This is a genomic window from Lutibacter holmesii (assembly GCF_042679665.1).
Taxonomy (GTDB): Bacteria; Bacteroidota; Bacteroidia; order Flavobacteriales; family Flavobacteriaceae; genus Lutibacter; species Lutibacter holmesii.
Genome location: NZ_JBHTMV010000001.1, coordinates 51,303 through 72,962, shown reverse-complemented (window position 1 = coordinate 72,962; position 21,660 = coordinate 51,303). Strand labels below are relative to the sequence as shown.

Annotated in this window: 16 protein-coding genes and 1 riboswitch; of the genes, 11 read left to right on the top strand and 5 right to left on the bottom strand. The window is 32.4% G+C overall.

The window, feature by feature from the left end; genetic code table 11:
* Positions 1-35 precede the first annotated feature (35 nt).
* The 5 genes from ACFQ5N_RS00300 to nirB all read right to left on the bottom strand — a co-directional run bounded on the left by ACFQ5N_RS00300 (position 36) and on the right by nirB (position 6,631).
* Complete coding sequence (locus ACFQ5N_RS00300) at positions 36-1,037, bottom strand: homocysteine S-methyltransferase family protein (RefSeq protein WP_386806782.1); 1,002 nt, start codon at positions 1,035-1,037, stop codon at positions 36-38.
* Positions 1,038-1,094: 57 nt separating this feature from the next.
* Positions 1,095-1,197: riboswitch (SAM riboswitch) on the bottom strand.
* 83 nt (positions 1,198-1,280) lie between these two features.
* Positions 1,281-3,092: a sensor histidine kinase gene (locus tag ACFQ5N_RS00295; RefSeq protein WP_386806780.1), complete on the bottom strand. Its 1,812-nt coding sequence runs from the start codon at positions 3,090-3,092 to the stop codon at positions 1,281-1,283.
* 20 nt (positions 3,093-3,112) lie between these two features.
* Positions 3,113-3,697, bottom strand: coding sequence for a DUF4202 domain-containing protein (locus ACFQ5N_RS00290; RefSeq protein WP_386806779.1), 585 nt, complete (start codon positions 3,695-3,697; stop codon positions 3,113-3,115).
* Positions 3,698-3,721: 24 nt separating this feature from the next.
* The gene (gene nirD, locus ACFQ5N_RS00285; protein WP_386806777.1) at positions 3,722-4,099 is read right to left on the bottom strand and encodes a nitrite reductase small subunit NirD; all 378 of its coding nucleotides are present in this window, start codon (positions 4,097-4,099) and stop codon (positions 3,722-3,724) included.
* A gap of 21 nt (positions 4,100-4,120) precedes the next feature.
* Complete coding sequence (gene nirB / locus ACFQ5N_RS00280; RefSeq protein WP_386806776.1) at positions 4,121-6,631, bottom strand: nitrite reductase large subunit NirB; 2,511 nt, start codon at positions 6,629-6,631, stop codon at positions 4,121-4,123.
* A gap of 123 nt (positions 6,632-6,754) precedes the next feature.
* Here nirB and cobA point away from each other — a divergent pair, with 123 nt between their 5' ends.
* The 11 genes from cobA (at position 6,755) to ACFQ5N_RS00225 (ending at position 21,562) form a co-directional block, all read left to right on the top strand.
* The gene (gene cobA, locus ACFQ5N_RS00275; protein WP_386806775.1) at positions 6,755-7,531 is read left to right on the top strand and encodes a uroporphyrinogen-III C-methyltransferase; all 777 of its coding nucleotides are present in this window, start codon (positions 6,755-6,757) and stop codon (positions 7,529-7,531) included.
* A 167-nt stretch (positions 7,532-7,698) separates the two neighbouring features.
* The gene (locus tag ACFQ5N_RS00270) at positions 7,699-9,117 is read left to right on the top strand and encodes an MFS transporter (protein WP_386806773.1); all 1,419 of its coding nucleotides are present in this window, start codon (positions 7,699-7,701) and stop codon (positions 9,115-9,117) included.
* Positions 9,118-9,204: 87 nt separating this feature from the next.
* On the top strand, positions 9,205-9,843 hold the full coding sequence (locus tag ACFQ5N_RS00265; protein WP_386806771.1) for a Crp/Fnr family transcriptional regulator: 639 nt from the start codon (positions 9,205-9,207) through the stop codon (positions 9,841-9,843).
* Between the two features lie 240 nt (positions 9,844-10,083).
* Positions 10,084-11,460 carry a CmpA/NrtA family ABC transporter substrate-binding protein gene (locus ACFQ5N_RS00260; RefSeq protein WP_386806769.1) on the top strand — a complete coding sequence of 459 codons (1,377 nt, stop codon included), beginning with the start codon at positions 10,084-10,086 and terminating at the stop codon, positions 11,458-11,460.
* 82 nt (positions 11,461-11,542) lie between these two features.
* Positions 11,543-12,634: an ABC transporter permease gene (locus ACFQ5N_RS00255; RefSeq protein ID WP_386806766.1), complete on the top strand. Its 1,092-nt coding sequence runs from the start codon at positions 11,543-11,545 to the stop codon at positions 12,632-12,634.
* Between the two features lie 18 nt (positions 12,635-12,652).
* Positions 12,653-13,489 carry an ABC transporter ATP-binding protein gene (locus tag ACFQ5N_RS00250; protein ID WP_386806764.1) on the top strand — a complete coding sequence of 279 codons (837 nt, stop codon included), beginning with the start codon at positions 12,653-12,655 and terminating at the stop codon, positions 13,487-13,489.
* 32 nt (positions 13,490-13,521) lie between these two features.
* On the top strand, positions 13,522-14,352 hold the full coding sequence (locus ACFQ5N_RS00245; RefSeq protein ID WP_386806762.1) for an ABC transporter ATP-binding protein: 831 nt from the start codon (positions 13,522-13,524) through the stop codon (positions 14,350-14,352).
* A 30-nt stretch (positions 14,353-14,382) separates the two neighbouring features.
* Positions 14,383-15,648 (top strand): alginate export family protein, encoded by a 1,266-nt coding sequence (locus tag ACFQ5N_RS00240; RefSeq protein ID WP_386806760.1) that lies wholly within the window; start codon positions 14,383-14,385, stop codon positions 15,646-15,648.
* 156 nt (positions 15,649-15,804) lie between these two features.
* On the top strand, positions 15,805-16,491 hold the full coding sequence (locus ACFQ5N_RS00235) for a response regulator (RefSeq protein ID WP_386806759.1): 687 nt from the start codon (positions 15,805-15,807) through the stop codon (positions 16,489-16,491).
* 121 nt (positions 16,492-16,612) lie between these two features.
* Positions 16,613-20,131 (top strand): molybdopterin-dependent oxidoreductase, encoded by a 3,519-nt coding sequence (locus tag ACFQ5N_RS00230; RefSeq protein ID WP_386806757.1) that lies wholly within the window; start codon positions 16,613-16,615, stop codon positions 20,129-20,131.
* Positions 20,132-21,562 carry a rubredoxin gene (locus tag ACFQ5N_RS00225; RefSeq protein ID WP_386806755.1) on the top strand — a complete coding sequence of 477 codons (1,431 nt, stop codon included), beginning with the start codon at positions 20,132-20,134 and terminating at the stop codon, positions 21,560-21,562. It abuts the gene before it with no gap.
* Positions 21,563-21,660: the final 98 nt, after the last annotated feature.

Below are 21,660 nucleotides of genomic sequence, written 5' to 3'. Positions count from 1 at the left end.
ATGAGATTCTGAATCAAGTTCAGAATGACGAAAATTTAATTTTTTGAATCAACTTTACGAGGCTCAAAATCTTCAGCCACCTCTGCAATTGCTTTTATATGTGCTGGAGTTGTTCCGCAACATCCACCAATAATATTTATCAACCCTTTTTCTAAGTATTCTTTTATTTGGCCAGCCATTTGATCTGGAGTTTCATCGTATTCACCAAAAGCATTTGGTAATCCTGCATTTGGATGTGCAGACACTCCAAACTCCGCTTTTTGAGATAACACTTCTAAATGTGGTGTTAATTGTTTTGCTCCTAAAGCACAATTAAATCCAACTGTTAATAAAGGAATGTGTGAAACTGAAATTAAAAATGCTTCTGCAGTTTGACCAGATAAGGTTCTTCCACTTGCATCTGTAATTGTTCCACTTAACATTATTGGAATATCTATATTTCTTTCAGATTTCACTTCTTCAATAGCAAATAAGGCTGCTTTTGCATTTAACGTATCAAAAACAGTTTCAACCAACAATATATCAACACCACCATCAATTAACGCTTCAACTTGCTGTTTGTATGCAACTCTTAAATCGTCAAAAGTTACCGCTCTAAAACCTGGGTCATTTACATCTGGAGACATACTTGCCGTACGGTTTGTTGGTCCAATTGAACCAGCAACAAAACGAGGTTTATTTGGATTTTTGGCCGTGTATTCATCAGCTACTTCTTTGGCAATTTTAGCTGATTCAAAATTCAATTCATATACATAATCTTCCATTTCATAATCAGCCATTGCAATGGTTGTACTTGAAAATGTATTGGTTTCAATAATATCAGCTCCCGCTTCTAAATATTTCCCGTGAATGGTTTTAATAGCTTCAGGTTGGGTAATTGAAAGCATATCATTATTTCCTTTTACTGAAACATTGAAATCTTTAAATTTTTCACCTCTATAATCTTCTTCAGTAAATTTATACTGTTGAATCATAGTTCCCATAGCTCCGTCAAGAACAAGGATTTTATTTTTTAATGTATTTCGGATATCTTCCATTTTGTTGTTTTTACATAAACAGTCGGAAGTTATTAAGTGGCATTACTATAAAAGTAGGTGTTATCTGTCCATTTTAATGGTAGAACGTAGCACCTTCTTTAGCTTTAAAGGGTTGCTAAGGCTTCAACAGGTCTATTCCCTCAGCCTTTCTTAATAACTAATTAAGTATGTTTATGAACTTTGTGCAAATAAACGGCATATTCTTTTGAATTACAAACAACTGTTCTATAATATTCAAGAATTTCACAAGTTTATATTAATTGTAATACGCGTTCCATTATTTTTTGAAGAATTGATAAAAATTCGCCCATTCACATAACTTATTCGTTCTTTCATAAAAAACAATCCCATTCCGGCTTCACTCTTTTCGGCTAATAATTTTTCTGCATCAAAACCTTTCCCATCATCATCAATTACAATGCTTAAAACTTGATTGGAATGACTAATTGAAACCAAAATATAATTGGCTTCGGCATATTTTAATGAATTATTTACAGCTTCTTGAACAACTCTATATAAATTGGTTTCTACCAAAGAGTCAAACCTACCTTTAAAATCGGTTTTATTTTCAAAGAAAATTTCTTTTCCAGTAAAGCTAGCCAAACGCTCTGTTAGTTTTTGAATTGTAGGCACAATACCATAGTCAACCAACTCAGGAGGTGTTAAATTAAACGTAACTGCACGCACTTCTTTAATTAAATTCCCTAACAATTCTTTTAGTTTACTTACTTTAACAGCTGTTCCTTCAACATTTTTAGCATTAATAGATTCTATATTAAATTTTAAAGCCGTTAACATTTGCCCAATGCCGTCGTGAATATCTTTTGCAATTCGCTTTCTCTCCTCTTCTTGCGCCTCAACAATTTGACTTGCTTGTGTTTTTTGACGATTTACTTGCTCTGTAAAACGCTCTTCATTTAAAATATCAATTTCACTTTGTGACTCTTTTCGTTTTGTTATGTCTGTACATAAAATTAAAACCTGCTGGTTATTTCTCAATTGATTCATTGGAATTATAGACATTTCCAACCACAAACTTTGATTTTTCTTGGTTGCCATTTCTAACTCACCAACCCAAATAGATCTTCTTTTACCTTTTAACAACTCTTTTACAGCTTGCTGCTCTTCTCCATCTAACAACAATAATTCTTCTAAATAAGCTTTTTCATCTTTAACGGTATCAATTCCCAATAGCGTTTGAAACTTTTTACTCATATAAACTATTGATCCGTCTTGAGCAACACTTACAAACAACGCTGCATTATCTAATGCATAATTAAGCCCTTTTAATTCTTGTAATGAAGCTTCCTTTGCAATATACAATTCTTCAATTTTTTGAGCTTTATCTTGCGCTTCTTTTCTTGTAGCTATTAAATCTCTAATTACATTTTTTATGTGAATTGAAATTGGCTTAAACAAAAACAGCATTTCAAACAATAAAATTAGAAGAGAAATAACCAGTAAAATATATTCTTTCTGTTTTAACTCTCTAACTTTTTGCTGACTAATTTCATCGTATTTAAATACAATTTCATTCATTTTATTTAAAAAAGGCCCTTCGGATTCTTTTAAACTTGAAATGTATTTTTGAAGTGATTTAGGTGCAGTACCAGGACTTTCAGTAATTAAATAAACAATGGCTTTGCAAGAATTTACAATTTGCTGATGATCTGAATCAATTTCTTTAAACAATGTTATTAATTCAGGGCTACTTTTAGTTAGCTCAGCCAATTCGCTTAATTCATTTTGTAAATTTTGATGCGACACTAAAAACGTTTGGTTACTTTTTTTTATAACCTCAACTATTTTTAGATGCTCACTTTTAGTAGCGCCTAATAAGAACAACGATTCCTTCACCAACTTTTGACTTAACATACGTTGACGCCCAGCAATATTGATAATTCGAGAATCGTTTAACTGAGAATTTAAATGCCTTTGAATTAAAATTTGAGCTACAAATATTGATGCCGCAATTAACAAAAATGCCATTAAATATAACCTTCTAAATTTATAAAAGGTTGAATTATCTAATGATACATTATTTGATTCACTCATAAAAAAAGTTGACCACTAATTTAACTAAGTGCTTTTGTAATTAAAGCTAAAGTAGGTTCTGAAAGCTCTAATTCCAGAGCTGCTTTATGTCCTTTTTCAGACATTTTTTTCCATGTTTTTTGAATAATATCAATCAACTTTTCTTCGGCATATTTTTCAGAAAATTTAGCAAAATAAAATTCTAAAAACACTAAACACACCACATCTTCTAATGTTTGCGTATCTGCATTCTTTTTTAATTGTTTTTTTAACAATAAAAATGCAACCTCATCAATAATTTCTTGAGAATACCCGCATTCTTTTAAAATATCTCCAGCTTTTTTTGCGTGAAAATCTTTCAAATCTTTTCGCCAAGTTAAATACCCAACTCTGTTCATTTCATAAGAATCTCTAGGTATTTCCCATCTACAAATATGCTGACAACAAACCGCTAATTGCAATGCTTCAGATGAATTTGGAGCGAACTTATTTAATTTCTCAGACATTCTTACCGCATACAGTAATTCCTTCGGAAATTCTATTCCATTATACAATTCCTTGTTTGGATCTAATGAATTTGCTTCATTAAATAATTTAATCGCTTTTTTGAATTTTTCTAACTGCATAAGTGGTTTATTAAAAAACCAAATCTATTCAGAAAATCCGATATACACAAAGTTGTCTTCTATTTTCACAGGATAAGTTGCAATTGGAGCCAAATCTCCGTTTAAATTTTCACCCGTTTCTAATGAAAATGTTTTTTTATGCAACGGACAAGCAACTTTGGGAATTCCGGAAGCATCACCAATCATACCACGTGACAATACATTTTCTTTTTTCTCAGGAGATAAATTTTGACACGCGTACCATTTATTTCTTCTTTCAAAATTAAAAACTGCAATTTGCAAATCTTTATATTTTACACAAGCGCCGCCATTTTTAGCAAATTTATCAACCTCTGCAGCCTTAAACCAAACCTTAACGTCACTTTCTTTAACTGTGCTATATTTATTTAAAATTGTATCCATTTTTTTTTAGTTTTGTTTAAATTAATTCCAAGCTGAAGGTTGTTTTTGCTCTCTCATTGGAACAAACACAATATTATCATCTGTTGCTTCAGAATTTACAAAATGTTGAAATCTTGAAACCATATCGTCATTTTCAATAGCTTGTTTCCACTCACATTGGTAAGCATCTACTAAATCTTGCATTTCAGTTTCTAATTCTTTTACAATATTTAAGCTATCATCAATTACTATTTTTTTCAACTGCTCAATTCCACCTTCTAACTTATCTAACCACGTTGAAGTTCGCATTAACGGCGCAGCGGTTCTTATATAATACATAAAAAATCTATCTAAATATTTTATAACCGTTTCATTATCTATTTGTTCAGCTAATAATTGTGCGTGACGAGGAGTTGCTCCACCGTTTCCACCAACATATAAATTCCAACCACCTTCAACAGCTATAATTCCAAAGTCTTTTCCACGAGCCTCAGCACATTCTCTAATACAAGCAGAAACTCCACCTTTAAATTTATGCGGAGAACGCAAACCTTTATACCTACTTTCTAATTCAATGGCAAAACCAACACTATCATCCATACCATACCTACACCACGATGAACCAACACAACTTTTTACAGTTCGTAATGATTTTCCATACGCGTGTCCACTTTCAAAACCAGCATCAATTAGTTCTTTCCAAATTGCAGGTAAATCTTTTAACTGCGCACCAAATAAATCAATTCGCTGACCTCCGGTGATTTTTGTATATAAATTGTATTTTTTTCCAACTTCACCAATTACAATTAATTTTTCTGGTGTAATTTCTCCACCAGGAATTCTTGGCACTACAGAATAAGTTCCGTTACGTTGAATATTTGCTAAAAACTTATCGTTTGAATCTTGAATTACTTCTTCTTTATTAGCTGTATCATTGTACAAACTGGCAAAAATTGAAGCAACTAAAGGCTTACAAATTTCGCAACCATCACCTTTTCCACAAGCATCAACAGCTTCATCAAAAGTTTTTAATTTCTTTACTTTAATTATTCCAAATAATTCCTGACGCGTATATTCAAAATGCTCACAAATTGTCTCTTTTACTTCTTTTCCAAGTGATTTTAATGTTTCATTTACCAAATCAACTACCATTGGCTTACAACCTCCGCAGCCTGTTGTTACTTTGGTTTCTGAAATTACATCAGCCAAATTATTACAACCTCCATCTGTAATTGAAGAGCAAATAGCACCTTTTGTAACACTTTCACAAGAACAAACTTGAGCCTCGTCTGGTAAATCTAAAGCACTACCAAAAGCACCACCTTCTGTTGCAGGTAATATTAATTGTGCAGAATCTTCTGGAATAGGCATTCCATTTAAATATACTTGATGTAGCATATTATAGTCTGAAGCATCTCCAACTAAAATTCCACCTAATAACGTTTTTCCATCTAAACTTACATTGATTCTTTTATATAAATGCTGCGTTTTATCTTCAAAAATAATTGAGTTTCCTTTTGTTGCAGGCATAAAAGGCTCTCCAAAACTTGCCACATCAACACCAATTAACTTTAATTTGGTAGACATATCAATATCTACTGGCATTAATGTTTCTGATTTTCCAATAATTTGATCTACTGCAACACCAGCCATATCATATCCAGGAGCCACCAAACCATAAATCATTTGATTATACAAAGCAACTTCTCCTATAGCATAAATTGCTTCATCTGAAGTTTGCATTTTATTATTTACAACAATTCCACCACGGTTACCCATTTCTAAGCCACACGTTTTTCCTAATTCATCTCTTGGACGAATCCCTGCAGACACCACTAACATTTCTACATCTAACACATCATCTTCACCAAACTCCATTCCTGTAATAGTTTCATCACCTAAAATTTGATTGGTTGCTTTACTTAAATGAATATTTAAACCTATAGACTCTAATTTTAATTGTAATACTTTGCTACTTCTAGCATCTAACTGTCTTGGCATTAACTTAGGTGCAAACTCAACAATATGAGGCTCTAACCCCATATCCATTACAGCTTTCCCAGCCTCTAATCCTAATAAACCACCACCTAAAACAGCCGCTTTTGCATTTGGATTTTTCTTTTTAAGCGCATCTGCAAAACTCATCATTCCTTCTAAATCCTCAATAGTACGATACACAAATACACCTTTCTTTTCCACTCCTTTAATTGGAGGCACAAAGGCAGAAGAACCTGTGGCTAATACTAAATAATCATAACTAAATGTTTTATCATTAATAGTTGTAATTGTTTTTGAAGTTCTGTGAATATCTGTAACTCGCTCATTGGTAATCAATTCAATATTATTTTCTTCGTACCAAGAACGCGGCGCCATTTCCAATGCTTTTGCATCTCCATTTTCAAAAAATTCACTTAAATGAACTCTATCATACGCAGGCCTTGGCTCTTCACCAAAAACCGTAATTTTAAAATTTTCAGCTGCTTCTTTCGCTACAAATTTTTCACAAAACTTATAACCAACCATCCCATTTCCTATTACTAAAATTGATTTCATATCTTTACGTCTTAAGTATTACATTTACAAAACTACGTATTTTTACGTAATATAACTACGTATTTTTATTTTTTTTACGTATTATTGCATTATTATACTATTTAAACTTAAAAAAGTCTACACATGAAGAATCAAAACAACAACGCAAAAGTAACGCTAGTTGGCGCAGGACCAGGAGATATAGACTTAATTACTATAAAAGGTGTGAATGCTATAAAAAACGCAGACTGCATACTATATGACGCATTGGTAAATCCAGAAATTTTAAAATACGCAAAAGCAAATACTCCGTGTATTTATGTAGGAAAAAGATTCAACAACCACAAATTACCTCAACAAGAAATAAACAACCTTTTAGTTGAAAAAGCTATAGAACTAGGACATGTTGTGCGACTTAAAGGTGGAGATTCATTTGTTTTTGGAAGAGGAAGCGAAGAAATTGACCACATAGAATCTTACAGCATACCAACCGAAATAATACCAGGTATTAGCAGTGCTTTAGCCGTACCTGCCTTACAAGGAATTCCATTAACAAAAAGAACCGTTAATGAAAGTTTTTGGGTAATTACTGGAACAACATCAAACGGAAACATTTCAAAAGATATAAAACTAGGAGCGCAATCTTCTGCCACCTTAGTTATTTTAATGGGATTACGTAATTTTTCATTAATCATGGAAGAACTAAAACAATTCAGACATAAATACACTCCATTTGCCATTATTCAAAACGGATCTCTACCTACTGAAAAAATAACAATTGAAACCATCAACAATTACAAAAATGTAATTGATACTATTGACTACGCTTCACCAGGAATTATTGTTGTTGGTGACGTTGTAGCTGAACATACCTCATTTTTAGATGAAGAAATACAACGCGTGTTAAACTCTTCATTCTAAACAACTACACCAAAAACTATAAAATTTAATAATTTATAGTTTATTTAGAATAATTCTAAAAAAACACACCTCATAATTACGACTCCCACAATTATAATTAAAATACGTAATTTTAACGCTAAAACTACGTATTAATACGTATGTTTGTAAAGTCAAACCAAACAATTATGAAAACAAACACTATTGAAAAATCAACAAAAATGGAATTACTAAATCTAAAAAGTATTTCTACAAGAACTTTTTGGATTACTTCCATTTCTTTTTTCTTATGCTTTTTTGCTTGGTTTGGAATTGTACCATTTATGCCAGATGTAGTAAAAGATTTAGGATTAACACCAGATCAAAAATGGAACTCTATTATACTTGCCGTTTCAGGAACAGTATTTGCCCGTTTATTAATTGGAAAATTAACCGACAAATACGGACCACGATTATGCTATACTTGGCTTTTAATTATAGGCGCAATTCCAGTAATTTTAATTGGTTTTGTACAAACGCCACTTCAATTTTTAATTTGCAGATTATTTATTGGTTTTATTGGAGCTTCCTTTGTAATTACTCAAGTTCACACATCAATTATGTTTGCCCCAAGCATTGTTGGTACAGCAAATGCAACTTCAGCCGGATGGGGTAACTTAGGCGGAGGAGCCAACAGATTAGGAATGCCAATAATTGCAGCCGCTGTGGTAAGTTTTGGAATTGCCGAGCAAGCAGACGCTTGGAGATATTCAATGATAATTGCAGGAACAATTTGTTTTTTAATGGGAATTGTTTATTTCTTTTTCACACAAGATACCTTAAACGGAAACTTTAAAGAATTAAAAGAGAAAGGACAAATGCCAACTACAAAAAAAGACCAAGTTAGATTTTTAGAAGTATTAAAAGACTATAGAGTTTGGATTCTATTTTTTGTGTACGCCTCAAGTTTTGGAATTGAACTAACCGTATACGGAACAATGGATGACTACCTTCAAAACACCTTTCAATTAAAAAGAGTAACAGCAGGAAACATTGTATTATCCTTTGCCCTAATGAATATTTTTGCAAGAACATTAGGCGGATTTTTTGGAGATAGATTTGGAAATAAATACGGTCTTAGAGGACGTGTTATTTTCCTATCATTAATCCTTGCATTAGAAGGTGTAATGCTGGCAACTTTTTCAAATATCACAACATTATCTTTAGGAATAGCATTTTTAATTGCATTTAGTTTAACCGTTCAAATGGCCGAAGGCGCCACATTTTCAGTAGTTCCATTTATTAATAAAAAAGCAATAGGTTCGATTTCAGGAATTGTAGGAGCTGGAGGAAATGTTGGTGCTTTTTTTGCTGCAATGTTATTAAAATCAAAATCTGCTATCGCTGAAAAAACAGCCATTACTGCAAATCAAGGAATGAGCACAGAAATAATAGAAGCTGCACAATCTGCAGCATCATCAACAGCCGTTTCTAGCGGATATTTTATAATTGGATGCTTTATTTTACTAGCTTCAGCAGTTACATTTGCCATTAAATTTTCAACAAAAGACGAAACCGAAACCTTAATAATTAAAACGGAACCAGTATTAATTTTAACTGAAGAATAAACATTTATGGTTTTTAAATCTAAAATTTCATGTGAACAATGCAGCAACCAAAACTGCATTATCAAACAAAACCTTTCTTCTAAGACATTGCAAGAATTAGCAAAAGAAAAAAACACGCTAGTAAGCAAAAAAGGGCAACATTTTATTTTAGAAGGTACACCAGTAAACGGGTTATTCTTTATTCAAAAAGGAAAAGCTAAAGTTTTAAAAACAGGTATTTACGGAAAAGAACAAATACTACGTTTTGTAAATGATGGAGAAATTATTGGACACAGAGGTTTTGCTATAAGTAAAAACTACTCTATTAGCGCCTCAAGTATTGAAGATACAGTTTTATGTAACTTTTCAAACGAAACATTACAAAAAATGCTACGCAATATCCCAAGTTTAACCTATGAATTTATGCTATTTTATGCTGAAGAATTAAACAAATCTGAAACCAAAGTAAAAACTATTGCTCAAATGACGGTTCGTGAAAAAGTAATAGACACTTTACTTTACATACACCGAAAATTTAAAGAAAATAACAGCGGCTACATAAACATTCAGTTAAGCAGAAAAGAAATTGCAGATTTTGCTGGCACTACCGAAGAACAAGTTATTAGAAACCTTTCATCTCTAAAAAAAGACAACCTCATACAAACGCAAGGCAAAAAAATCAAAATTATTGATTTAGAAAAATTAAGAAAAGAAATTTCAGAACACAACTACTTTATAAATAGTTAAACAATTACAAAACCAAACTTCAAAAATACGTAGCGCATTAATTTGTCTACGTATTTTTTTTGAATACTACAAATCAACAACTTACCTCTATTATATGTTTTTTGGCAGTTTTTCAACTGTTTTAAAAACACATCAAAACACGTTTTATAACATAACCCGCTAAACATCATACTTATATATTTGCAATGTAACTACGTATTTATACGTAACAACCTAAAACAACAATTAAAATCAAAAATTATGAAAGCAACTTTATTTAAAACACTTGCAGTTATTGCCCTACTTACGTTAGGTGCCTGCGGTGGTTCTGAAAAGAAAAAAGAAACTGCAGCCCCAGAAGCAGCAGCTACAAAAACAAACAAATTAGCTATTGAAAAACCTCAATTAACTTTTGGTTTTATAAAACTTACAGATATGGCTCCATTAGCCATTGCAAAAGAAAAAGGCTTCTTTGAAGACGAAGGTTTATTTGTTTCAGTAGAAGCACAATCTAACTGGAAAAACATTTTAGACCGTGTAATTGACGGACAATTAGATGGTTCACATATGTTAGCCGGACAACCAATTGCTGCAGGAGCAGGATTTGGAAGACAAGCTGAATTAGTTACCGCTTTCTCAATGGATTTAAATGGAAATGGAATTACAGTTTCTAATGATGTTTGGAGTAAGATGAAACCGAATATTCCGGTAGGTGACGATGGAAAACCAGTGCACCCAATTAAAGCAGACGCATTAAAACCAGTAATTGAAGGATACAAAGCAGACGGAAAAGCCTTTAAAATGGGAATGGTATTTCCAGTTTCTACACACAACTATGAAATTAGATATTGGTTGGCTGCTGCAGGAATTCACCCAGGATTATACACTAAAGAAAATATTCAAGGTCAAATTGATGCTGAAGTATTATTATCTGTTACACCTCCACCACAAATGCCAGCAACGTTAGAAGCAGGAACAATTTATGGATATTGCGTAGGTGAACCTTGGAACCAACAAGCCGTATTTAAAGGAATTGGAGTACCTGTTGTTACCAACTACGATATTTGGAAAAACAACCCTGAAAAAGTTTTTGTTATGACAAAGAAATTTGTTGAAGAAAACCCAAATACAGCCGTGGCAGTTACTAAAGCATTAATTAGAGCTGGTAAATGGTTAGACACACCAGGGAATAGAGACGAAGCTGTTAAAATATTATCAATGTCTCAATATGTTGGAGCAGATGAAGTTGTTTTAGCAAACTCTATGACAGGAACTTTTGAATACGAAAAAGGAGACAAAAGAGAAATGCCAGATTTCAACGTATTTTACAGATACAACGCAACATATCCTTTCTACTCTGATGGTGTTTGGTTTTTAACTCAAATGAGACGTTGGGGACAAATTCCTGAAGAAAAACCAGCAGAATGGTACGATACTAAAATCAAAGAAATTTACAGACCTGATATTTGGAAAAAAGCAGCTGACCTGTTAGTTACTGAAGGGTTAATACCAGCAACTGACATTCCAACTACCGACGGTTACAAACCAGCAACTACAGATTTTATTGACGGAAAATCATACAATGCAAAAGACCCAATTGGCTACATTAACAGCTTTAAAATTGGAAACAAAAACTAACTAATTTCTTCTCCTCTTGCAATACAAAACCATAGAGGAATTACAACAAAAATGAAACATTATTTGTTTAAAAACTTTAAAAATGAGTGATAAATTAATAAAAATAGTACGGTTTATTGGATTAGGTTTTTTAGAACCAGTAATCAGACTTTCAAGAGGAGAGGAAACCAAAAAGAATTTAACTGAAATATTGAAAAAAATTGTCGCCCCACTAGCTTCTATATTTCTTTTTATTTTGCTTTGGCAAGGTGGAGCAACTGCATTATACAATACTGAAGCTGAGTACAGAATAGAAAAAGCATTTAACGAACAAGGACAAGAAGCTGCTGATAAAATGGCTGAATGTATAGCATCTGGTGATGTTAGCTGTCAACCAAATACACTACCTTCTCCTTCACAAGTAAAAGCTTCATTCTACTCTTTACTTGAAGATCATAAAATTATTAGTGCAGACAAAAAAGCCTTCAAAGAAAAAACTGCAGCAATAAACGAACAACGCGTAGCTGCAGGAGAAAAACCAATTACTTACACCGGTAGACCATCATTTGTAGATCAGATTATTACCAGTATTAAAACAGTGTTTGCCGGTTTTTTACTAGCAATTTTTATTGCAGTACCAATTGGAGTTGTAATTGGATTAAGTGACACTTTAAGAAGCTCTATCAACTGGTTAATTCAAATATTTAAACCAGTTTCACCAGTAGTTTGGCTATTACTAGTTTTTATGATTGTAAAAACCCTAACCAAAGATTCTGAAAGCGATACTTCATTTATCATTTCATTTATTAGTGTTGGATTGTGCTCCATGTGGGCAACATTAGTAAACACAGTTATGGGAGTTTCTACCGTTGATAAAGATATTTTAAATGTTGCAAAAGTATTAAAACTAGGTCCTATTCAAAAAGTATTTAAAGTTATTTTACCTTCATCATTACCATTAATATTTACGGGGTTAAGAATAACACTTTCTGTAGCTTGGATGGTATTAATTGCCATTGAATTATTAGCACAAAGCCCTGGTTTAGGTTCATTTGTTTGGGAAGAATTTCAAAACGGAGCTAATGACTCAAACTCAAAAATTATTGTAGCCATGTTTGTTATTGGAATCATTGGATTTTTATTAGACAGAATTATGCTAACCATTCAAAAATTTGTGTCTTTCAACAAAGACTAATCCTAAAACCAACTATTTATGGCTTATTTAGAATTAAATAATGTAAGTAAAACCTACGGAAAAGGCGCAAATGCAACCGAAGTACTTTCAAACATAAACCTTCAAATTGAAGAAGGAGAATTTGTTGCAATTGTAGGATTTTCAGGAAGCGGAAAAACAACATTAGTAAATTTAACAAACGGACTTTTACAACCTACCAGCGGAGAAGTTTTATTTAAAGGAAAACCAATAATTGGAACAAGTCACGAACGTGGTGTAATTTTCCAAAACTACTCGCTGCTACCTTGGCTAACAGTGTATCAAAATGTAAGTGTAGCCGTAAAAGAAACATTTCCGAAGGAAAGTAAAAAATTTAGAGAAGACAGAGTAAAGGAATATATTGATATGGTAAACTTAACACCTGCCATTCATAAAAGACCTAAAGAATTATCTGGAGGAATGCGCCAAAGAGTTTCTATTGCTAGAGCATTAGCTATGGATCCTGAAATGATAATTATGGACGAACCTTTAGGAGCTTTAGACGCCCTTACAAGAGGTAATCTACAAGATGAAATTTTAAACATTTGGAATAAAGACAAACGAACAGCACTTTTAATTACAAATGATGTTGACGAAGGTATTTATATGGCAGACAGAATTATTCCACTTCGCCCAGGACCAAATGCCACTTTAGGGCCTGAATTTAAAATTAACATTGACAGGCCAAGAGATAAAACATCATTAAACGATGATCCTGAATTTAAGAAAACCAGAAATGGAATTATTGAATACTTAATGGAAATTGGTGAAGAAAGAACAACAACTGAAACCTCAGCATATACTTTACCAAATTTAGAACCAAAATACTTTGATTAATTCAACAAGCTTCAGCTACAAAACAAAAAACTATGGCTTTACAAACGCAACATAAAAGATCTGACATAATTATTGAAAACGGTATTCAATACACTTCAAAAGTAATGCTTGATTTAAAAGATTTAAAAAAAGTATACCCAACTCCAAAAGGAGACTACGTAGTACTTGAAAATTTAAATCTTCAAATTATGAAGGAAGAGTTTGTGACTATTATTGGTCATTCAGGCTGCGGAAAAACAACAATGCTTTCTATGATTGCTGGCTTAAATCCAATTTCAGCCGGAAGCATTTCGGTATTAAGCAACCCAATTAAAGGCCCTGGTCCAGACAGAGGTGTTATTTTTCAATCACCAAGCTTAATGCCTTGGTTATCAACTTTAGAAAATGTTATGCTTGGCGTTCGACAAGTTTTTCCACACGCAACAAAAAAGGAGCGTGAAGATATTTGCAAATATTACTTAAGCAAAGTTGGTCTTGACGGATCATTCCATAAAAAAGCAAGTGAACTTTCACAAGGAATGCAACAACGCGTAGGAATTGCCAGAGCATTTGCTATAAAACCAAAAGTATTACTACTAGACGAACCTTTTGGTATGTTAGACTCATTAACCAGAGGTGAATTACAAGATGTTTTAATTGAAATTTGGAACAAAGAAAAAATTACCGCAGTAATGATTACACACGATGTTGATGAAGCTATTTTTTTAGCAGACAGAGTTGTAATGATGACTAGTGGACCACGAGCAAAAATTGGCGATATTTTAGATATTGATTTTGAAAGACCAAGATCAAGAAAAGCAATTATTGAACACAACGATTATTACAAATACAGAAAACATCTAATTGATTTTCTTGAACATTAAAAAACTACTATTAACAATTAATACAATCACATGAAACTTAAATTAACACTTTTAACACTACTAGTTTTATTTACAATTTCTAGTAAAGCACAATTCTCAATTAACGGAGAACTTAGACCTAGAACAGAATACCGTCACGGATTTGGAACATTAATAGCCAAAGATGCAGAACCAGGATTTGGAATTTCTACAAGAGCACGTTTAAAATTTGGATACAAAGCTGAAGCGTATGAAATTTTTATGAGCTTACAAGATGTATTGGTTTGGGGAGAAAACAGACAAATTCTACCAAAAGACCTAAACAATTCATTTGCAGTTTTTCAAGCTTGGGCAAAAATTAAACTAAGCGAAAACATGTCTACAAAATTAGGTAGACAAGTTTTATCTTATGACGACCAACGAATTATGGGTGGATTAGATTGGGCACAACAAGGTAGAAACCACGATGCACTTCTTTTCAACTACAATAAAAACAAATTCATATTTGACCTTGGACTTGCATACAACCAAGATTATGATAACATGACTGGGTTTCAATCTTCAAACAACACGTACAACACAACTGGATTCTTTTCTTACAAAACCATGCAATATGGATATTTAAAAAATACTTGGGGTGATTTTTCTGGAAGTTTATTATTACTAAACAACGGTTTTCAAAACTATGATGCTTTTAATAACCAAGACGGAATTAGCAACCTACAAACTTTTGGAGTTCACTTAAATTACGGTAAAAAAGCACTAAGCGTAGCCAGTAATTTATACCTACAAACAGGTGAAAGACAAGGCGAAGTAAACGTAAAAGGAGCTTACTTAGCAAGTTTAGATTTTACTTTAAAAACAAAATCTGCAGTAAAATTTGGATTAGGTGCTGAAATTATTAGCGGAAACGATGGTGGCGCAGGTGAAACGGGTGCGTTTTTCCCATTGTACGGAACAAATCATAAATTCAACGGTTTTATGGATTATTTCTACGTAGGAAACCATGCAAACTCAATTGGTTTGATTGACATTCATGCAAGTGCAAACATTAACTTAAACAAAAAATCAAGCTTATTGGTAAAAGTTTTAAACTTTTCAGGAGAACAAAAACTACCTAGCGGAGAAAAATCATTAGGTACAGAACTTGATATTGTATATGCTTTAAAATTAAACGGTTTTACATTTAAAGCAGGATACTCTCAAATGTTTGAAAGCGATGGAATGTACGAGTTAAAAGGACTTGATAAAAGCTTAGCTGCAAACACACAAAACTGGGCTTGGGCAATGCTTGTTTTCAAACCAAAATTCCTATAAAAACAAAAATAAATTATTTTAAAAAGCAGTTTAAAAGTGTAATAAGCACACTTTTAAACTGCTTTTTTTGGTTTTACACACTACTTATATTCTTCTACGTATATTTTAAAATTACGTATTTAAACTGTATCTTCGTACTTACAAAAAACCAACCCATTGAAAGATCAAATTAGCATTGTTTTAGTTGATGATCACGCTATTGTACGTGACGGAATAAAGTATTTATTAGAAGAAGATGAAAAATTAACCATTATTGGCGAAGGCTCAAATGGTATTGAAGCCATTGAACTGGTTAATAAACTGCAACCCGATTTATTAATTATTGATGTAAGAATGCCTGAAATGAGTGGTATTGAAGCGTTAAAAATAATAAACAATAAAACTATTCAAACAAAATCTATTGTATTATCAATGCATGATTCTGAAGAGTATATTTTAGAAGCAATTGACGCCAAAGCAATGGGATACCTTTTAAAAGACGCAAGTAAAGCTGAAGTTTTAAAAGCAATACACACTGTTTACCAAGGTGAAAAATATTTTAGCGGAGATATTAGTAATATTATTGTAAATAACTTACTTAAAAAATCATCTCCTCAAACACCAACAACAAAACCTGCCTCAATACCTTCCGAAGAAAATTCAGTAAACACATACAACCTAACAAAAAAGGAAATAGAAATTCTTCAATTAGTACTTTTAGGAAAAACAAATAAAGAAATTTCAGAAGAACTAAACAAAAGCAAAAGAACCATTGAAACACACCGTTTTAACCTTATGAAAAAAATGGAGGTTAAAAATTTAATTGAACTCTCAAGCAAAGCAAAAGAGCAAGGTTTTATCTAAAAAAATCATCACTTACTTAGCGGCAATTATAATTTATTAAAAAAATACGTATTTCACTACGTATTTATACGTATTTTATTATCTTTGTAATGTTCAACTTTGAACTTAAAACGCTATTCTCATGTCAAAATCAAAACCACACAAAACTATTTGCTCTTATTGCGGAGTAGGTTGTGGAATTTTAGTTAACCAAGATTCAAACGGAAAAATAACTGTAGAAGGCGATCCAGACTATCCTGTAAACAAAGGAATGCTTTGTTCAAAAGGGATGAATTTGAATTATGTAGCCCAAGAAACTTCAGACAGAATTTTATATCCTGAAATGCGTTGGAGCAAAAATCACCCAATGCAAAAAGTATCTTGGGACGAAGGTTTAGATAGAGCTGCGGCTGTTTTTAAAAGCATTATTAAAAAACATGGACCTGATAGCGTTGCGTTTTACGTATCAGGACAATGCTTAACCGAAGAGTATTATTTAGTAAATAAATTAACTAAAGGTTTTTTAGGAACCAATAATATTGACACCAACTCTAGACTTTGCATGAGCTCAGCCGTTGTTGGCTACAAAAAAACAATTGGAGATGACAACGTGCCAATTTCTTATTCAGATATTGAACTAGCCGACACCTTTTTAATTGCAGGCGCAAATCCGGCGTGGTGCCACCCAATTCTTTTTAGAAGATTAGAAAATCACAAACAAAACAACCTGAATGTAAAAATTATTGTTGTTGACCCTAGAAAAACACAAACAACATCTTTAGCTGATTTACATTTACAAATAAATCCTGGTACCGATGTAGTTTTATACAACGCCATTGCCAGACGGCTATTTGAGAAAAAAAGAATCAATAAAAATTACATTGAAAAACACACAACAGGTATACAACAACTAAAAGAATTAGTGTATCAAACATCTTACAAAGATGCTGCAAAAATTTGTGGAGTTGAAATAAGCGATATTAAAAAAGCTGCCCAATACATTGGTAAAGCAACTGGTTTTATAAATATGTGGACCATGGGATTGAACCAAAGCGTAATTGGAGTTGATAAAAATGTATCGTTAATAAACCTTTCATTAATTACTGGGCAAATAGGAAAACCAGGTGCCGGACCATTTTCATTAACAGGGCAACCAAATGCTATGGGTGGCCGAGAAGTTGGTGGAATGGCTAATTTATTAGCCGCACACAGAAATTTATTAAACGAACAAGATAGAATTGATGTAGCCAATTTTTGGGGAAGCGAACCAATTTCACCTAAACCAGGATTAACAGCAACCGAAATGTTTGATGCGTTAGATAGCGGTAAACTAAAAGCTATTTGGGTAATTTGTACAAATCCGGTAGTTAGTTTGCCTAACGCCAAAAAAGTAGAAAGAGCTTTAGAAAAAGCTAAATTTGTAGTAGTTCAAGATATTTCACACAATTCTGAAACTACCAAATACGCAGATTTATTACTACCCGCAGCAGGATGGATTGAAAAAGAAGGAACCATGACCAATTCTGAAAGAAGAATTAGTTATTTACCTAAAGTTATTGATGCTCCCGGCGAAGCATTACACGACGCGGAAATATTATGGAAATTTGCTCAAAAAATGGATTTTCAAGGTTTTGACTACGAAAGCATTAGTGATGTTTATGATGAACATTGTGCTTTAACAAAAGGAACCAATATGGATATCGCTGGATTATCACATAAAAGATTGATTGAAGAAGGTAGCTTTCAGTGGCCTGTTCCAAACGAAACGCACCCAGGTACTCCTCGCCTTTTTGAAGATCATATTTACGAAACTTCCGATAAAAAAGCGCACATAATTACACCTCAAAATATTTTAAATCTTTCAGAAAAAACCACTGAAGAATTACCATTAATTCTTACCACAGGAAGAGTAAGAGACCAATGGCACACCAGAACAAAAACCGGAAAAGTAAACAGACTTACCACACACATTCCATCTCCTTATTTAGAAATGAATAAAATTGATGCGATGGAAAGAAATATTAACGATGGTGATATTGTTGATATTTACAACAAAAGAGGTACGGTTAAAGTAAAAGTAAAACTGAATTTCGACATTAAAGAAGGCGTTGTATTTTTACCAATGCATTGGGGAAAAATTCAAGGAAACGATTTTGGAAGAGCTAATAACTTAACCAATAACCTAATTGACCCAACTTCAAAAGAACCTGACTTTAAATTTTCGGCTGTACAGGTTTCAAAACACAAAAAAGAAAAAGAGAAAATATGTGTAATTGGTGCTGGAGCTGCTGCTTATCGCTTTGTCCAAACATACAGATCTTTTAATTTAGAAGATGAAATTTCTATTTTTTCAAAAGAAGAAAACCCTTTTTACAATAGAGTATTACTGCCAGAATATGTTAGTGAAGATTTAACTTGGCAACAACTTCAAAAGTTAAAAAAAGGTGAAGTTGAAAAACTAAAACTTGATTTACACACAGGAGTACATATTATAAAAGTTAATACTAAAGAAAAATACATTATAGATAGTAACAACAACCAACATAATTTTGACACATTAATAATGGCAACCGGAAGCCGGGCTTTTGTACCAAACGATGTGCCATTGCATTTACCTGGTAGGTTTACTATGCGAAATAAAAGTGATGCTGATAGCCTTAGAAACTACTTAAACAACACCGGCTTACCAACAAATGAGCAGCACGTTGTCATAGTTGGTGGAGGTTTATTAGGATTAGAATTAGCCGCTTCACTAAAAAAGAAAAACATAAACATTACTATTATTCAAAGAGCCCCACGTTTAATGGAACGCCAACTAGATAGAATTGCTAGTGAATTATTGGCTGAAAATGTTCAGGAACGTGGAATTCAAACATATTTCAACAATGAAGTAAGTACGGTTTTTGAAGATGAGGACATTCCAAACAAACTGTCTATCACATTAAAAACAGGTAAAATAATAAACGCCAACGCCATTGTTTACGCCATTGGAACACTTCCAAATATTGAATTGCTAAAAGGCACAAATATTAAATACAGAAGAGGTGTAATTGTAAATCAATATTTACAAACAAGTGACCCTAAAATATTTGCACTTGGTGAAATTGCAGAATTTGAAAACTCACTATTTGGAATTACCTCAGCCGCAGAACAACAAGCAGATATTGCTGCCAAATTTATGTTAGGCGATTTAAACAGTGTTTACAAAGGCTCTGTGTTAATGAATATTCTAAAGTTTGAAGATTTAGATTTATGCAGTATTGGAATGGTTTCTATCCCTAAAAACGATCCTTCATACGAAGAAGTGGTTTTAAAAGACATAAACCAACATTTTTACAAAAAATGTATTATTAAAAATGATCTTTTAGTTGGAGCAATTTTAATGGGTGACAAAAATGAGTTTGCCGAATTTAAACGTTTTATTGAAGAGAAAATAGAGCTTTCAGAAAAAAGAACAGAATTACTTAGAGGTAAACACGAAACAAAACCAGTACTAGGAAAACTAATTTGCTCTTGCAGTCAAGTTGGAGAAGGCAATCTTTTAGAAACCATTAATAATGGTTGTACAGATTTTAATGACTTGTGCGCTCAAACTGGAGCTGGTTTAGGCTGTGGAAGTTGCAAACCAGAAATAAGTGAACTTTTAAAAAAGGCTAAATAAATGGAAACAACACAACAATTACAACGTATTTTTATAAAAGGTGGTGTTTTATCTCCAGGAGAATTAAAACAAATTCTTAGAATAACCGAAGAACTTGGATTGTCTACTATTAAATTTGGATCAAGACAAGATATCTTAATTCCATTTAAAGAAACAAACAAAGAAATTACAGAATTATACCCTACAATTAATATTGACAGTAACTTAAATCACCACTTTCAAAATATTGTTTGCTCGTATGTTTCGTCAGATATTTTCCCTTCAACAGACTGGCTAAAAGGCTCTACATACTTATACATTTTAGAACAGTTTAGATTTAAACCAACACTAAAAATAAATATTACAGACCCTAAACAACAATTAGTTCCTTTATTTAACGGACAATTGAATTTTATTGCTTCAGAAAATGAAGATTACTGGTACCTATACTTAAACCTTCCTGGCTGGGAAAATGATATTGAGTTTCCTGTTTTAGTTTACAGTTGGGACATTCCAAAAATTGCAGAAGCTATTGAAGAGTTTTATGAAGAAACCACAGATATTTCTTTACTATTCGATTTAATTAATGAAAAAATTGACACCAACAGTAGAACTATAAAACAACCACTAGAAATTCCATTTCATCCTTTTCCTTATTATGAAGGTATGAACAAAATGGGAGACAACGAGTATTGGCTAGGTTTGTACTGGAGAAACAACGAATATGACATCGCATTTTTAAAAGATTTTTGTGATTTTTGTTTAGAAAGCAGCATTGGAAAAATTTGTATTACACCTTGGAAATCTTTCATTATTAAAGGTATCAACAGAAAATACAAGTTAAGCTTAGAAAAATTCTTAGGAAAAAAAGGAATTAATGTTCGCCACTCTTCCTTAGAATTAAATTGGCATTTACCAGTTGACAATTTGGAAGCGCTAGAATTAAAAAAATCTATTGTAAGAAATTTTGATCAAAATGATATTAGCACGTACGGCTTAAATTTTAGTATTACAAATAGAGCTAAAAATGAAATTTACTTTACTTCAGCTGTAATAGAAAAAAACCAAGTTCCAACTATTATAAAAAAATACTCGGTTAGACCTACGTTTAATGTGTTGTACTGTAAAAACTTTAACCCCAACACCAAAGAATATTTAATGTACGCTCAAGACGTAGATAAAATGGAATTACCCGGTTTATTAATGGAGTTAAGTAAACTGTATTTTGAAAAATTAGGTGAAGTAGACGATACGGAAAAGAAGAAGATTGAAGACTCTAAAATTGAAAAAGATGTTTATCAATGCTCAGAATGTTTAACGGTTTACGACAGTGATTATGGTGATGTAAATGCCCAAATTGCTCCTGGAGTTTTATTTATCGACCTTCCTGAAAATTATAAATGTTCCGTATGTGATTCTCCAAAGGAAAGCTATACTTTGGCAAAAATTTAAACTATAACTTAATTTTACACCCAATTTTCTACTTAAATAAAGTCTATTTAGTCCTTTAAATATACAGTCTTAACAATCTTTTGTTTTAATATTATCAC

Coding starts and splice junctions, on each gene's coding strand:
- ACFQ5N_RS00300 (WP_386806782.1), bottom strand. CDS start 1,037: ATGGAAGATATCCGAAATACATTAAAAAATAAAATCCTTGTTCTTGAC.
- ACFQ5N_RS00295 (WP_386806780.1), bottom strand. CDS start 3,092: ATGAGTGAATCAAATAATGTATCATTAGATAATTCAACCTTTTATAAA.
- ACFQ5N_RS00290 (WP_386806779.1), bottom strand. CDS start 3,697: ATGCAGTTAGAAAAATTCAAAAAAGCGATTAAATTATTTAATGAAGCA.
- nirD (WP_386806777.1), bottom strand. CDS start 4,099: ATGGATACAATTTTAAATAAATATAGCACAGTTAAAGAAAGTGACGTT.
- nirB (WP_386806776.1), bottom strand. CDS start 6,631: ATGAAATCAATTTTAGTAATAGGAAATGGGATGGTTGGTTATAAGTTT.
- cobA (WP_386806775.1), top strand. CDS start 6,755: ATGAAGAATCAAAACAACAACGCAAAAGTAACGCTAGTTGGCGCAGGA.
- ACFQ5N_RS00270 (WP_386806773.1), top strand. CDS start 7,699: ATGAAAACAAACACTATTGAAAAATCAACAAAAATGGAATTACTAAAT.
- ACFQ5N_RS00260 (WP_386806769.1), top strand. CDS start 10,084: ATGAAAGCAACTTTATTTAAAACACTTGCAGTTATTGCCCTACTTACG.
- ACFQ5N_RS00255 (WP_386806766.1), top strand. CDS start 11,543: ATGAGTGATAAATTAATAAAAATAGTACGGTTTATTGGATTAGGTTTT.
- ACFQ5N_RS00250 (WP_386806764.1), top strand. CDS start 12,653: ATGGCTTATTTAGAATTAAATAATGTAAGTAAAACCTACGGAAAAGGC.
- ACFQ5N_RS00245 (WP_386806762.1), top strand. CDS start 13,522: ATGGCTTTACAAACGCAACATAAAAGATCTGACATAATTATTGAAAAC.
- ACFQ5N_RS00240 (WP_386806760.1), top strand. CDS start 14,383: ATGAAACTTAAATTAACACTTTTAACACTACTAGTTTTATTTACAATT.
- ACFQ5N_RS00230 (WP_386806757.1), top strand. CDS start 16,613: ATGTCAAAATCAAAACCACACAAAACTATTTGCTCTTATTGCGGAGTA.
- ACFQ5N_RS00225 (WP_386806755.1), top strand. CDS start 20,132: ATGGAAACAACACAACAATTACAACGTATTTTTATAAAAGGTGGTGTT.